The following is a 14,999-nucleotide window of genomic DNA, read 5'->3' on the forward strand; positions in this document are numbered from 1 at the left end:
ACACTCCTGAGCCTATTCGATTTTTACCTGATTCGCACTGAAGGGCAGTACACGGAAACGTATCCTATTCCCATGTCGCATCTATAGAAACATCCGGTCCGACACCTGGTGACTTTCCAATAAGTGAGGACAAGTACACCCACTTGTGACTGAGCAACAATCGGATCAACAATCCCTTAACGAAGCGTCCGAAGCTAAACATCGTTTGTGTCTCCGTTCGCGGCTATCAGCTCGGAACGAATACGGGCGATCAGATCATCAATTGACAGTGTGTCATCGAGGGTCAGGTAGTAGGTCGTTAACAGAGACAGTGGGTGCACCGAAAGCACTGAGGCGATTTCGTTAACTTTGTCTAGCGTGGGATTTTTGAGCCCTCGCTCCAGCGTACTAATGTACGTTCGACTGCTCACAGTCGAAAAGGACTCTTGAGACAGCCCAGCCCTAATTCGATAACGTTTCAATGTAACCCCAAAGGCTTTTCCCAGCTCCATCGATACGTCCCACAAAAGGAACGATAGAGCCCCATTGCACACCATAGAGCTACAATCTATAGTGTTCATTTCGTAAGGAAAACCGCTCGTGTTGGTGACATACGCACAGGCTGAGGTTCCTTTGGGACTCATGGCCAATAAGCCAGAGATACGCCATTGGCGCTACGCAGAGCTCTCGTTCAACAGCATTTGGCTTTACGTTTCGATCGGCTATACACGCTCAGGACACCAGCGCCAATGCACGCTACTTATGCCTGAGCTGCGCGAATTTGAGCAGTTGCTCAATGACCGTGGTGACGCACTTTGGATCGACGATGTCATGATCGTCAGTCCAGGAGACGTAAATGGTAGCGGGGCGTGGATGATGGAGAGACTCGCTGCCCTAGTAGAAGCGTCCAACCAGAAAAATGGGGAATTCGTTTACATCTACGTGCTGGAGAATGGTAAGCGGTATACGGAGGCCGAAATGATCCAAAGCGCCAAACTCAGAGATGAGCGAATCATTTACCAATCTAGTCATCACCTTACCGACGCCAAGCCTATTTCTTCACCGGAATAGACTCCGGTACGAAGCGCAGTCATTGCAAAGCAAACGTTAGGTGCCGAAGGAGCAAAGCCATAGCTTATAGGACCCAGCTCTGTTTGGAGGTGATATGACAATGCCGCACGAGCGTACCCGTTCAGTGATTCAAACCCGCGACTTTCTGATCGAGCTATCCCGCGACACATCACTACCTGAGCGCATTCGCCGTGATGCTAAATTTCTTTTACGCCACTACCCTACCAAAGAGGACATGCTGACGGCGAGCCGCATAGAGGAACACACCAATTCATTATCTGGGCTTATGGGGCCCGTCTTTAGTTCATCGCTTGTTGATTAACCCCGAACACCGTGCCATGCACCCGACTGGATAATCCCGGCACATATCTTTAACCATGATCACAGAGATCTGCTCGCTCGACACCGTCAAGGGCGCACGCAAAAAGTGACCAATACGAATCCGTCGAGATTGGTTGGAGGTTAGACCGATTTCGAAAATGTGTGACAAAGTCACGACGCGGCTGTGTTGTTCAGCTTATCATTAATACGCTGCGATCCTAGATTCTGTGAATGGTGTGGAATATGTTGTTTTACGTCCAGCAGGTAAATAAGGAAAAGGGTTCTAACCTCCATCAAGTTTTGCTTGATTTCACAACCTATTCAGACCACCGAAGATTTGCTCAATTCCTCGACGGCCGAGCAATGTCAGATGGCTCGGTGCAAGGCAGTACTCCCTCAATGATCCGTTTTTCCTACGAACCTGACGGATACAGCAGTTTTCGAGAGGGATCTTGGTATGAAATCGATATGAAATCCTTTGATGGTGCTGAGTATGTGCCAGTCGAGATAGATGCTGCCGGCGGTTCATTCTTAGGTGCGGAACTGAAAAGCGTTCCTTGGAAAGCAATCTCACGCTCCAAGAAACTTGCCTCCCCTCAAATCGCTACCGTTTCTACTACCCCCATCCAGTTCTTTGTCGATCCGAATCCAACGGGTTCAATCACTCTTACAGTTGTGGACTGCGGGCACGCGAATTGGAATGAGATCGAAACTCCAAGTGACAGAATCATTTACGATGTTGGAGCAGGTCGCCATTTCACCAAGGCTATGGTCAGAGATGTAATTGTCAGCCGCAAAATCGGCACTGAAAAGCGGCCTATATGTCTGTTCATTAGTCACTGGGACGTTGATCACTACTTGGCGTTGCTTGAATTCACTCCCGTCGAACTTTCCAAGTTGCGCAATGTAGTAGTTCCAAGTCAGATCCCCAATACAGCCACTTTTTCGCGTGTTTGCCAACTATTAGCTGACAACAACGTGCCTTTAACAGCAATCCCGCCTGCTGCAAGACCTGCTAACTCTTCCCGAGTGATTGCTCTAGTACAACACTGGCGCCAAGGCGCCTTTACCCTATTTCGTGCCACATCGGGACGTGCTCGTAATCAGACAGGTATTGTGCTCGGGGTTCAAGGATCTAATCAGGTGGCCTTGCTGACAGGGGATCACCATTACGACAAAGTACTGACAGCATCGGCAAATGTAGCAAGCTACGGCAGAGCCTCTTGTGTTCTTGTAACACCTCACCATGGAGGAGCTGCCGGCAACGTTTCAGCTAAGGAATGGAAAAACGTCTTTTCATCGCTGACTACTCCAATATCATGCGGCGCCAACAGCTACGGCCACCCGCTAGATGAAGTAGAATCTACGCTGAACTCCATGCAGGCCGGTGTCCCGCCTTGGCGAACTGACCAGCAAGGAACATGGACCACGACATTGTGATTGCCAGCCTGGTGTATCAACGTCATTAAAGGCCGAGATTACACCTCGCCAGGGCAGAGCTCGACCACACCAATTTATGCTAGTTTTCTCCGCTCCCATATTTCATGTGATCTCGAATGCTGACCACTTCACCATTTTTAGCTGATAGCTCTAATACTCTGATACGTTCCCAAAGCTGTAAATTCTGAGTGAGCACAAGGTCTCGTTGCGCTTCCGCCAATGCGAGCTTTCGTTCTAAATCCTTGGCTCTTTTTATATCGTGCTGCGACTTATTTACGCTTGCTTCTCCATGCCTCTTGCTCTCATCATTACGGCATGCCTCAATCTTCGCCAAAATAGGCAGATGTAATCTGCGGGATTTCTTCAGGTACCCCCTATCGAAACCGGCTTCCAAACTAACAATGCTTGCGGTAATTTTTTTGAGGCTGAGCCCGACATGTTTCGATACTACCGGTTCACCTTTCATAAGTCGCGTCAATGCCTCTTCGCAGGCTCGTAGACCGTCATTCATCGGATAGCCCTCGGCAAATTAGCCGTTTCTGGAAACTCTTCAATCGCTTGATCTCACTCTCTGTTATTTGGTGCTCTGCCGTGCCCGCGAAATACTTTCTAATTTCACTTTCTGCTTCGTAGATAGCTTCAGAAATTTTATCTTTTTTTATAATGGCACCTTCACACGAGAGACACTCGGTATAATCCCCCAGCAGGAATGAGTCACAACGACCAAATTTGGTACAGCCGCCCAAAAGGGTAGAGCGATAACTCATTTCACCATTTCTTACACGAGCCGCAGTTTCAGCACGAAAATATTCGATACTAATTTCACCAGACTCAATGCGTAGCTTCTGCTTCTCCAAGTAAGAGCCGGTACCACCGAACAATGGATTTTCTTTGAACAATACATCTGAGACAAGTTGATTGGCGATCGCCATAGGCATCCCCATCTGAAACTCGAGCGCTACATGACTGGCAGGCAACAGATATTCTTTCTTATTTGAATCGTAATACCCAAAAATTGTTTTGAGGTTCTCAAACCCATTACTATAATAACGCGACATCTCTATTGTCATATGTTTATACTGCGACTTTAAAGTTGGCAACGATACAAACCCGCTATTGCTAGCATAAAATGCCAGTGAGCGACGAAACTGGTGGCTAGTCAACGGCCACGGTCGCCCCACCGAAAATTTAGCTTCGTTATAAAAGTCTCGCCGAGTGTCAGTTTGGGAAAGTTCTTGTAAATCGGACGACTGGATCACGTGCATTTGGATTGACTCCAACTTCACCTTATTACCACTTACTCTTCCGACGCCAACCTCAGTCTTTCTGTAACTCAGTATTGCCGGATTGAGAAACAGGGGACAGTTTTCTTTTTCTAAGCCGTAATGTTTAGCGAGCCCACGACATATTGACTGAGCAACTTCTATAGCTCTTATCACCTCGTTTGGAGCGAGCCAGGACACCGACTTTCTATAACCTGAGAACTTTGAAGTAGTGGACAAAATATTTACTGATCTAGCTTCATCCCGGGTAAAGCCATGATCATCGATTAAATCAACTCCAAAAACCTCATTAATCAAGCAGTCATAGGACATACGCATTACCTCGTCCTCGCGCATTCCCGTGTACAGTTGTAGCACGTGTTTAACCATACTTTGGATGCGTAGAAGAGCCCCACTCAGCAGCTTTTTATGCGCGCAGGCGAAGTCTCCAACGAAAACGTTACGCAAACCATGTATTTCAATCGCGTCAACCATGCTGGGCCGATAGCAGGCCTTCCCTCCCACACCCAGAGATTTTTGCCTGACATAGTGAATGCCATAAAATTCATCGCGAAACTCGGTTATGAATGCCTCAAGAGCACCTACCCCTTGATAAACTTGATTTAGCAAATCGGACAGCGTGTTGATTAATTCAAGATAAATCCTAGTAGGTATAACTGGATGTTGCTTGTAAGCGACATTTGAAACTCGTAGATCAGCAGCACTAAGCACTCTATAGCCTAAGCGCTTCTCGCCTATATGAATTAAATTAAGAAGCAGTTGCGAAACTCTCGCCTGCGCGCTTTGGTGACCATTCAGTGACGCTATAAATGCGGCCATATAAATTGGCGTTGTCAAAATCTGTCTCAATGAGAGCACACCAACAGCTGGCTTCTGTTTTTGCAGGTAACAAAATCGTAAGATTGAAACAAGCGTGCGCCAATAACGAACAACCGTTGCCGGACCTAATTTTCCAAGACGGCCAGACCCAGAATAATAAATCAAGCAATACAAACTATATTTAGTCTCACTGATCAAACTGCGTTGTTCAGGCCCGTCCGACTCAAACACCTTGCAGAAACTAATTTTATTAATTTTTTTTACACCTAGCCTGTATGGATTGAAGTCCCATACATCCCAATCATAAACAGCCGTTGGGTTTCCATGTTGATCTCGACACAGTACAAGATCGCCTCTCGGCTCACAATCAATCTCTGCAGATGAATAATTACTGTCAAATGAAAAAGATCCACTTCCGATATGTTCAACGCATTTAATTTCCTCACTAATCAAAAGACTACTCCTAGCTTTTCATACCGCTGCAACCGACTTTCCCAAAACGGAGTGAGTTCCCCCAATTCAAACACATTGCCCCTTACGCTCTCCACCATATCCGACAATTCTATAGAGCGCCCACCAATAGAATCCACGATGAATTTAATTCTCATAGATAGATCCATGTACAATGAGTCTGCATGACTGTGGTCGCTCGCCGAGTGACGTACAGCTTCAACTACATACTGTAGACTCAGTAGCTTGTGCACATCTTCCTCATCTGAGTGACATAAGTAGTTTACGCAGTATAGGCACCCATACTGCTGCCGACAGTTTGGAGCGATCACAACAGCTCCGAGGCTGGAGTCAGCTTCTGGAAGATCAAATAATTTGCAATGCCCCGCAGCGGTAGCAACATTATCTTGAGAGGAAGGCTCGCTACGGTCTCGGACCATCTGCGCCGCCTTACGTACGGCGTCCCAGTACTTATCTAGTTCGCCCTCCTGTTGCTCGATGGTGGCTTCGCCGTAAACCTTAACATTTATAGCTTCAGTGTGATTGAGAGAGTTCGCAACGATCTCTGGTGAAAAGCCAGCCGAGTGATGGACATTACTTTTATACTTACGAATCTTTCTAGAAGTAATATTCGGACAACTTGGATCAAGGTACGTGCCAGACACAGAGTCATAAAAGGACTTTAAGGCGTTTGTCGCACTCATCCTGGGAAAAATACGCATGGAGGTAAACGCACTTACCTGCGGAAATGCGAAAAATAACTTTTCACACTCCCGACCATCAAGTACCCACTCCCGTAAAGCCAAATACTCACGAAGCAGAGGCAATCCTTCCTTCCGACCAATCACGTAACGGGTTTTTCTCCCATTGGCGCGAAATTTAATAGCAGTAAACTGCTTATTTACAACAGATTTTTCTACCTCAATAGCTTCTTCGTAGTCAAACTGTTCCAACTCAGCAGGTGATGCACCTGTTATAAGAAGGAGAAGCGCAGCATATGCTTTCATAGATAGCGCCGCCATGAGCATACGATCGTGGCACCGGCTATCTACGTTAGCATCTATCAGATTTGCATTTACACTTTTTAAGGTTGCGCGAGCGGCATCTAATCGAGGTCTTATAGCTTGTTTTATAGGGTGCGCTAAATACTCTTCAATCGTGGCTATTCGTCGCTTTTCTGCGTTGTAGCAAGGAGCACCGTTGCTAAATGGGCCGATTACCCCTTGATGAGAAGGAAATCTAACAACTTCATAGCCCCTAATCCTCACTACGCATGGATAACTTTCTCTATCGAGGATAAATCTGCGAAAATTACGCGCTATAGCTAGACAAACGTCTTTGAAAAGTTCGACATCTGAGGAGCGTGGCGGTCTTATTGGTTCCCTAAGAGCAGGGATTGCTGGTGCGTTACTGAGTATATATTCACACTCTTCCGGACACTGCATTTTGACTATAGCCTGAAACACTCGCTGCACGCCATTAGCGTATTGCGGCGTGATTTTTCCATGCATCACCGAGTCATTGAGGTGGTTTGTATAAGATACATATGCAGCAGACGCTTGACGCCCATCGAGGAAGACTTCAATGTAACCATTGCTGTTCAGCCAAACTAAAATACTTTCAGCATGGTACAAAAAATAGCGAATTGACGTATCCCTGAGTCCAACAAGTGAGTCCAACAAGTTTACAACAAGCCCACGCCGACTTACTTCAAGAGATGATACATCCACAGCATTTCCCCGACCGCCTTTCAGATCAGCTTTGCTACTCCTCCTCAAATAGGCAAAGCTACCAATATCGATGGGAGCCTTTCTTACCTTAGAATCCTTCAGACGCAAACACAGGAGTTCAGGATGTAGAAAATCCTGCCCCAATTCGTCCACCGTTACAATAGTTGTATTACGGTAACTCAATAATTCATCAGTACTCATTTCGCCCATCCAGCTTGAGCTCATCGTACTTACCCCAGAATAAAACCCCCTCGTAATGTTCTTGAGCGACAAAAATATCGGGAAGCATTTTAAAGAGTTGGAGGTAGTGCTCTGTCATTTCTCTGGATGCGTGATGCATCCGATCTTTGATAAATTCTATGACGTCCCCCGGACGCATAACCCCGGCCACAACAAGATCATTCAGCCGCTGGTAAAGTTGAAAAGCGAAGGTGGCGCGCAACCAGTGATAAGAAAAATCAAAAGGAAACCCTTCAGAAATTTTAGAAAGAAGTTTTCTTTTTATCGTATCAGTAACCTGACCTGTCGCTGGCGACTTAATTGCCTCGTAACGAGGGTCGTCTTTTGCCATGTAGTAGCAACCACCTTGATCCGAAAGAAACAGATAATAATCTTCCTTATCCATAGAGACTTCAGGAATTACATGAGCAAGATTTTTCTCAAATTTTAACCGGCGCTCGACCATCAAAGGACTATAAGCAAAAACCCTCAACTCTTCTGCTAGTTGTTTAGGAACATACAAGCGCTGGCTGCGACTTTTCTTTGTATCAATACCTGTTTTTGGGCCAGCATGTAGAATATAGCAACCATCGCCTTGCAGATTTTCTGGAACGAAAGACCTTAGGTGCTTTATCCGAAGGGTCAGTACTGTTTGCTTACGCGCCCCAGTCATCAATGAGGCCAACAAGATTAGGCGCTCTTGGGCCGACCACTCACTAGACTTCAGAGTGGACATCAACTTCCCTAATTCAAGATTGGTGAGAGGCCTTAAATCCTCACCAGACTCACGAACAAACCCCATTGGCACAGAATTTTTAGGGGGTTTAATACTCGTCTGACTTCTTTTCTCAGCCTTTATCATCCTAGAAGCGCCGTATGAGTTTTTAACTAAAAACCTTACATCGCTAACACTATCCACACGCCGCATATCTACGCAGTGCCAATTAGCACTAACAAACTTATAGAAGTCATATATCACACCAGTGTACTGATTTACGACCGCCACACTACGCCTGCCGTTACTTAAAAGAAAAGCAAAGTATCTATACGTCGGTCGCAGTGCGGGGCGGCGGCCTGAGAAATCAAGCCAGCTCAGAGATTCAGTTTCACAGAACACTAAGTAGTCTAGCAACTTACTTGCTCGACGTCGTAGTTCATCTGAAGGTCTCATTTTAGAAACATTCAGCTCAGCAAGATGCCTTAAGTATGAATTCGCCTCTACCCAAGGTTCAGCGTTTGCATGGAATAAGAATGGAAAGTTGAATAAATCACCTCTTCCTTCCCGTAAGCCGATTTCTGGAACCTTGCGAATAGCCTTGGATGCGGCTCCCTCAAGGGCAGCCTCGAAGCACTCTGGCGAAGGTGCCAGCACGTGCAGGGTGGCGAATGCATCTGCCATATGGTCAATAAGCACCATACGGCCTTCATGGCGTGGATTAGAATAGGACATGGCTCACTCCAAACGGGGTGAGTCGATCTTATCCATTCATGAAATATGGCCCCACTCTACTCGGGCGCGATGCTCACTGGCGGAGTAGCGCTTCAATTTCCTGCACCAAAGGTGAAAAGCTGGAGTACTGATGATAGAGGCACCGTGCCAAGAGGCTACGACTGTCAAACATGGGATGTTAAGCGCTCATTTGAGATCCTTTTTTGTCAAATCTTTTGAGTTAAGCGATTCAACCCATGGGTCCAACTTATGGAATAGCTTGGGGTACCGCCCTTTCAGATCCTTCTTCACCTCGGCGTAGGTACTGCGCCAGAAGTTCGCCAGATCCTGGGTCACCTGCACCGGCCGCCGCGCTGGCGACAGCAGGTGCAACTTCACCACCTGCCGCCCACCGGCAATGCGCGGAGTGTCGGCCAGGCCGAACAGCTCCTGCAGGCGCACCGCAAGAATCGGCGGCTGCTCACTGTAGTCCAGGCGTACCGATGAGCCCGACGGCACTTTCAAATGCTGGGGCGCCAATTCGTCCAGGCGCTGGGGCAGCGGCCAGGGCAACAGGTTGTGCAGGAAGCTGGAGATGTCCAGGTTGGCGAAATGGCTCAAGCGCGAGACCTTGCCCAGGTACGGCATCAACCAGCGCTCCAGGCTGGCGAGCAAGGCGCTGTCACTGACGTCGGGCCATTCGCTGGGTTTGCCGGCGTCCAGTTGGCGCAACAACGTGACACGGGCCTGCCACTGGCGCAGTTCCGGGGTCCAGGGCAGCAGTTCCAGGCCTTTGCGTCGCACCAGGTTGACCAGCGCCTGACTGCGGGCGGACTCGTCCAGGCCAGTCAGTGGCTCGCGGCTGAGCACCAATTCACCGACCTTGCGCTGGCGCTCGGCACGCAATACACCTTCGCGTTCGTCCCAATCCAGCTGATCGAAGCTGCGCACTTGCTCGGCCAATACCGAATCGAACAATGCCGGATCGAAGTCGGCGGCCAGGTAGATCCGCTCCTCACGCTGCCCCTGGCGGCTGCCCAGGTCGGCGATGACCAGCCACGGCTGTTTCATCAGGCTGTCGGCTTCGGCAAACAGCGCCGCGCGGCCATTGGCCAGGCGATACTCAGCGCCGCCGGCGCGGCGTTGCTGGGCCACCCGGTCCGGGTAGGCCAACGCCAGCAAGGCACCCAGCCAGCGCGGATGATCGGGATCGGCCACCGGTTGCTCGGCCTTGCCTCTGAGATAGCCGCGATATTGCCGCGCCAACTGCCTGGCCCGCTGCACGCCACCTTGAGTGCCACGGGCCCGCTCCTCGCCGGACAGCAATGCCAGGCGACTGTGCAAATCCGCGCCCGCGCCGCGCAGGATGTCGCGCTCGCCCAGTAGCGCGGCGACATCACAGGCCATATTCGCCAACCCCAGGTCCTGACCGCGCAACAACAAATGCGCGATACGTGGGTGCGCCGGCAGGCTGGCCATTTTCTGCCCGTGGGTGGTCAAGCTCGCGTCCTTCAACGCGCCCAGACGCTCAAGCAGATCCTGGGCCTGGGCATAGGCGGCGGTGGGCGGCACATCGAGCCACACCAGTTGCGTCGGCGTCACGCCCCAACGCGTCAGTTGCAGGGCCAGGCCGGCCAGGTCCGCCGAGAGGATCTCTGCGCTGCCATAGGCCGCCAGCCCTTCATGCTGGTCTTCGGACCACAGGCGATAACATACGCCAGGCTCCAATCGCCCGGCCCGGCCGGCGCGCTGAGTGGCACTGGCACGGGAGATGCGCTGGGTGTCGAGGCGGGTCATGCCACTGCCTGGGTCGAAACGCGGGACCCGTGCCAACCCGGCGTCTATCACCACCCGCACGCCATTGATGGTCAGGCTGGTCTCGGCAATGTTGGTGGCCAGCACCACTTTGCGTTTGCCCGCCGGCGCCGGGTCGATGGCTGCCCGCTGGGCTGTCAGGTCGAGTTCGCCGTGCAGCGGGCACAGCAGCACGTCGCTGCGCTCACCGAGGGCGTCCGCCAACTGCTGATTGACCCGGCGAATCTCCGCCTGCCCTGGCAGGAACACCAGCACGCTGCCGGTTTCGTCGTGCAGGGCTTCAAGGATGGTCTGCACCAGCCGCGGCTCGATAAATTCACCGGGCTGGAATGGCCGGCCCCAGCGCATCTGCACCGGGTACATGCGCCCTTCACTGCGCAGGATCGGCGCGTCGCCCAGCAGACCCGACAGGCGTTCGCCTTCGAGGGTGGCGGACATCAGGAGGATTTTCAGCGGCTGCTCGTCACGAAACAGCTCGCGGCCGTTCAGGCTCAGGGCCAGCGCCAGGTCGGCGTCGAGGCTGCGTTCGTGGAATTCGTCGAAGATCAGCAGACCCACGCCGTCCAGCGCAGGATCATCCTGCAGGCGGCGGGTGAGGATGCCTTCGGTGACCACCTCGATCCGCGTGTTGGGGCCGACCTTGCTGTCCAGGCGGATGCGGTAGCCGACGGTTTCGCCGACCTTCTCCCCCAACTCACTGGCCAGGCGTTCGGCGGCGGCGCGAGCGGCGAGCCGACGCGGTTCAAGCATCAGGATGGTTTGCCCGGCCAGCCAGGTTTCCTGCAACAACGCCAACGGCACCCGTGTGGTTTTACCGGCGCCGGGCGGTGCTTCAAGCACCGCTTCATGGCGCGTCGCCAAGGCTTCACGCAAGGCGGGTAAAACATCATCGATTGGCAACGAATTCATACTGGCTCCAAGGCAGAACGGCGAGTATAACGGCGAACGGCTGGATATCGATGGTCTCTCAGGTGCTCAAATACGGCCACATGTGGGAGTTGGCTTGCCTGCGATAGCGCTGGGCCAGTAGCGGATTTGTTCATTGACCCACCGCTATCGCAGGCAAGCCAGCTCCCACATTTGAGCGATGGCACCAGGCAGATCTGCTTTATAGTCACACCCTACAAGTGTTCAGGAGAGTCCCATGCGTATTGCTTCCCGTGTCATCGGCGGTGTTCTGGCCGTCACCCTGCTGAGCCAACTGACGGCTTGCGGTTCGATTTTCTATCCTGATCGCCGTGGCCAGATCGACGGCAAGATCGACCCGGCAATTGCCGTGCTCGATGCGGTCGGCTTGCTGTTTTATGTGATCCCCGGCCTGATCGCCTTTGGCGTGGACTTCGCCACCGGCGCGATTTACTTCGAGCCCGGCAAAACCGCACAAGTGGCCCCCGAAAAACTGCAAGAAGCCATCGGCGCCGACGGCAAGGTGGATAACACCAAGCTGCAAACCATCATCGAGCACGAAACCGGCCGCAGCCTGCCGCTAGACGACCCGCGCCTGATCCAGTTCAAGGGCAGCGTGCAACAACTTGCCGCCCTGGGCCTGCAACCTGCGGCATAAGGATTTGAGCGCCCCATGAGCACCAGCACCGAACACGCCAGGCTCTTGCGCCTGGCTACCCGCGCCTCGGTCGGCGTGGCCTGTGTCTTGATTGTCGGCAAAGCCATCGCCTGGTGGCTCAGTGGTTCAGTGAGCATGCTCGCCGGGTTGACCGACTCGCTGCTCGATGGCGTGACCTCGCTGGTCAACCTGCTGGCGGTGCACTACGCGCTGCGCCCGGCGGATGACGATCACCGTTATGGGCATGGCAAGGCGGAATCCCTGGCGGGCATGGCCCAGGCGCTATTTATCGCCGGCAGTGCGGTGTTGATCGCCTTCCAGGCGTACCAGCGTTTGCAGCACCCGGAACCGGTGGGTGCGCCCTGGCTGAGTATTGCGGTGATTGTGCTGTCGCTGGCGCTGACCGTGGCGCTGCTGATCCTGCAACACCGGGTCATCCGCGAAACCGGCTCGAACGCGGTGCGCGCCGACTCGCTGCACTACCGTTCGGATCTGCTGCTCAACGGCAGCATTCTATTGGCGCTGGTGCTGGCCGCCTTCGGCTTGCATCAAGTCGATGCCTGGTTTGGCCTGGGGATCGCCGTCTACATCATCTGGAGCGCGATCCAGATCGCCCGGGAAAGCTTTGCGGTGCTGATGGATGAAGAGCTGCCGGCCGAAGTCAGCCAGCACATGCTCGAACTGGCCCAGGGCGTGCCTGGCGTGCTGGGCGCCCACGATTTGCGCACGCGGATCTCCGGCAACCACTGGTTTGTGCAGTTGCACCTGGAGTTACCGGGAGAGTTGAGCCTGTCGGTGGCCCATGGCATCAGCGACCAGGCCGCCGATGCCATCCACCAGGCCTATCCACGGGCCGAAGTGCTGGTGCACGCCGACCCGCAGGAAGTGGTCACCGGGAACAAGGCCTAGTAGGTCACCTGATACCCGCGGCTGCTCAGGCAGTTGCCCTGGGCCTGGCGGTAGGTTTGCACCACCGCCGGCGCAGGCGCGTAGGTGACTGTCTGCGGATCGAAACCACTCTGCTGCACCGCCCAGCGATAGCAATCGTAACCGTCCTGCTGCACCTGGGCGGGCGATTGCCCGTTGGCGGGATAGGCCACCACGTCATAGCCGTTGCCTTGGGGCGCCGGCTGCGGCGGCAGGCTGGCCACCGGCGGTTGCACCACCACGTACTGCTGGGTGCTGCTCTCGTAGCTGTAATAGGCGCCAGCGGCGAGGAAAAACAGCGCGCTGCCGACCCACACTTCCCGCGCATAGTCCGGCAGGTAATGCACACGAATCCCATAGGGCGGCGTAACCACTACATAGCGCGGGCCTTGGGGGCGATACCAATAGCCACCCGAGAAGAAATAGTCCTGGCCGCGATAGGGCACGCGGTAATTGCGGTCAGGGAAGCGATCCACCGTGTAGCCGGGCCGATACTGCGGGCCCGGGCCCCAGCCATTGCCGTGCCCGTCGGGGCGGCCTGGCCAGCGGTTGTCATTGGGGTGGCCGTCGTAGCCAGGACGCGAGCCGGGGCCGCCAGCTTGCCAATGTGGGTTGCCATCATTGCGCCGGGGAATGTCACGGTAGTTGCCCTGGCGCGGCTCCTGGGTCTGGCCGACAGAATCGGGCCGGGCCTGGATCGGCAGATTGCTTCCCGCCTGGGGTGCCGGGTGCGGGGCTTGATTGCCTTGCGGACGAGCCTGCCACTGGCCATTCTGGCCGCCGCGCTCGCCCTGCTGGTTTTGCGGGCGGGGCTGGTTGTGTTCCGGGCGCGGCTGGTTGTTCCCCGGCCCTCGCTCATGCTGCCCACCACCACCCTGCGGGCCTTGGCCCTGGCGGGGTGAATTGTCTCGTTCGTCGGCCATCACCTGAAAACCCATGGTGACCATCAACACACCTACACCTGCCAAACGCCAGATGGGCTTCATGCTATTCCTCACTGCGGATTAGGGCCTACGCATGAGACTGGAAAAGCCGGGCCCGGTTCTGCAACAGGTTAACAGTCACCCGCACAATTTTCGCCGGCAAAAGAAAAGGGGCGACCCGTCGGTCGCCCCTTGAGAACTTCGTCCTGGCTCAACGCTTATGACGTTGGCTCACCTCACGCCGTCTTGTGGACAGTGTGCAGCCCGGGGGCCGGCGCAACCTGGTGGGGTTGGCGGGCCGCAGCCGGCCTGATTGGGCGGGCTGCAGTGGACTCTATGTCCGGGCAGTGATTCTGTTGGTAATCATAGGCGTGAGGCGCTGGTAGATGATTGCGAAGATTGCGTCAATAAACAGTGCTTGCGCAATTTTTAACCCTGGATAGATAATTCGCAGCAATAGTTACGACAAAGGCCAGCCCCATGAGCAAACTTGACCGATACGACCTGAGTATTTTGGCGGAATTACAGCGCGACGCGAGGATCTCCAACCAGGAGCTGGCCGAGCGGATTGGCCTGTCGCCGTCACCCTGCTCGCGCCGGGTCAAGCAATTGGAGGACGACGGCTACATCTCACGCCAGGTCGCCCTGCTCGACCGCAAGATGCTCGGCCTGAGCCTGACGGCCTACGTATTGATCGGCATGGACCGACACACACCCGAGCGTTTCGAGAACTTTGAAGCGGCGATCCGCACCTTGCCGCAGGTGCTGGAGTGCAGCCTGGTCACCGGGATGGATGCCGACTATCAGCTGAAGGTGGTGGTGCCGGACATGGATCACTATCAAAAACTGCTGCTGGGCCACCTGACCCGGATCGAAGGCGTGACCAGCGTGCGCTCCAGCTTTGTGCTGAACCAGGTGCTCAACAGCACCGAGTTGCCGTTGACTCACCTGCGCACCTGAAACTCACCACTAACCCCCTGTAGGAGCTGGCTTGCCTGCGATAGCGAAATTTCAGTCGCTGATATGCCA

At 53.5% G+C, this 14,999-nt stretch carries 13 protein-coding genes; 6 read left to right on the top strand and 7 right to left on the bottom strand.

Annotation, left to right across the window (positions count from 1 at the left end; all coding sequences use genetic code 11):
* Window positions 1–194: 194 nt before the first annotated feature.
* The gene (locus tag HBO19_RS24000) at window positions 195–623 is read right to left on the bottom strand and encodes a helix-turn-helix transcriptional regulator (protein ID WP_346266510.1); all 429 of its coding nucleotides are present in this window, start codon (window positions 621–623) and stop codon (window positions 195–197) included.
* On the opposite strand from HBO19_RS24000, the gene HBO19_RS24005 reads away from it, so the two are divergent.
* The 3 genes from HBO19_RS24005 (at window position 580) to HBO19_RS24015 (ending at window position 2,811) form a co-directional block, all read left to right on the top strand.
* Window positions 580–1,050 carry a hypothetical protein gene (locus HBO19_RS24005; RefSeq protein WP_170058455.1) on the top strand — a complete coding sequence of 157 codons (471 nt, stop codon included), beginning with the start codon at window positions 580–582 and terminating at the stop codon, window positions 1,048–1,050. The two genes, HBO19_RS24000 and HBO19_RS24005, sit on opposite strands and share 44 nt — an antisense overlap.
* A 94-nt stretch (window positions 1,051–1,144) precedes the next feature.
* Window positions 1,145–1,372: a BPSL0761 family protein gene (locus tag HBO19_RS24010; RefSeq protein ID WP_170058456.1), complete on the top strand. Its 228-nt coding sequence runs from the start codon at window positions 1,145–1,147 to the stop codon at window positions 1,370–1,372.
* 242 nt (window positions 1,373–1,614) lie between these two features.
* A complete protein-coding gene (locus tag HBO19_RS24015; protein ID WP_170058457.1) occupies window positions 1,615–2,811 on the top strand; it encodes a hypothetical protein in 1,197 nt (398 codons plus the stop codon).
* Between the two features lie 79 nt (window positions 2,812–2,890).
* Here HBO19_RS24015 and HBO19_RS24020 read toward each other — a convergent pair whose 3' ends face one another.
* From HBO19_RS24020 to hrpB, 5 genes are all read right to left on the bottom strand, one after another.
* Window positions 2,891–3,322, bottom strand: coding sequence for a hypothetical protein (locus tag HBO19_RS24020; RefSeq protein WP_170058458.1), 432 nt, complete (start codon window positions 3,320–3,322; stop codon window positions 2,891–2,893).
* Window positions 3,315–5,366, bottom strand: coding sequence for an integrase (locus HBO19_RS24025; RefSeq protein ID WP_262386317.1), 2,052 nt, complete (start codon window positions 5,364–5,366; stop codon window positions 3,315–3,317). The genes HBO19_RS24020 and HBO19_RS24025 overlap by 8 nt, the downstream gene beginning before the upstream one ends.
* Window positions 5,363–7,294, bottom strand: a complete 1,932-nt coding sequence (locus HBO19_RS24030) for a hypothetical protein (protein WP_170058459.1) — start codon at window positions 7,292–7,294, stop codon at window positions 5,363–5,365. The genes HBO19_RS24025 and HBO19_RS24030 overlap by 4 nt, the downstream gene beginning before the upstream one ends.
* Complete coding sequence (locus HBO19_RS24035; RefSeq protein ID WP_170058460.1) at window positions 7,284–8,762, bottom strand: site-specific integrase; 1,479 nt, start codon at window positions 8,760–8,762, stop codon at window positions 7,284–7,286. The genes HBO19_RS24030 and HBO19_RS24035 overlap by 11 nt, the downstream gene beginning before the upstream one ends.
* 186 nt (window positions 8,763–8,948) lie before the next feature.
* Window positions 8,949–11,465, bottom strand: a complete 2,517-nt coding sequence (gene hrpB, locus HBO19_RS24040) for an ATP-dependent helicase HrpB (RefSeq protein ID WP_170058461.1) — start codon at window positions 11,463–11,465, stop codon at window positions 8,949–8,951.
* Between the two features lie 235 nt (window positions 11,466–11,700).
* On the opposite strand from hrpB, the gene HBO19_RS24045 reads away from it, so the two are divergent.
* The gene (locus tag HBO19_RS24045; RefSeq protein WP_169951165.1) at window positions 11,701–12,120 is read left to right on the top strand and encodes a polyribonucleotide nucleotidyltransferase; all 420 of its coding nucleotides are present in this window, start codon (window positions 11,701–11,703) and stop codon (window positions 12,118–12,120) included.
* Between the two features lie 15 nt (window positions 12,121–12,135).
* On the top strand, window positions 12,136–13,029 hold the full coding sequence (locus tag HBO19_RS24050) for a cation diffusion facilitator family transporter (protein WP_169951167.1): 894 nt from the start codon (window positions 12,136–12,138) through the stop codon (window positions 13,027–13,029).
* Here HBO19_RS24050 and HBO19_RS24055 read toward each other — a convergent pair.
* Complete coding sequence (locus HBO19_RS24055) at window positions 13,026–14,033, bottom strand: DUF6515 family protein (protein WP_170058462.1); 1,008 nt, start codon at window positions 14,031–14,033, stop codon at window positions 13,026–13,028. The genes HBO19_RS24050 and HBO19_RS24055 overlap by 4 nt on opposite strands.
* Before the next feature lie 417 nt (window positions 14,034–14,450).
* Between HBO19_RS24055 and HBO19_RS24060 the strand changes: the two genes are divergently transcribed.
* A complete protein-coding gene (locus HBO19_RS24060) occupies window positions 14,451–14,930 on the top strand; it encodes an Lrp/AsnC family transcriptional regulator (protein ID WP_003176264.1) in 480 nt (159 codons plus the stop codon).
* Window positions 14,931–14,999 lie beyond the last annotated feature (69 nt).

Source organism: Pseudomonas sp. WS 5021, from assembly GCF_012985535.1.
Lineage (GTDB): Bacteria > Pseudomonadota > Gammaproteobacteria > Pseudomonadales > Pseudomonadaceae > Aquipseudomonas.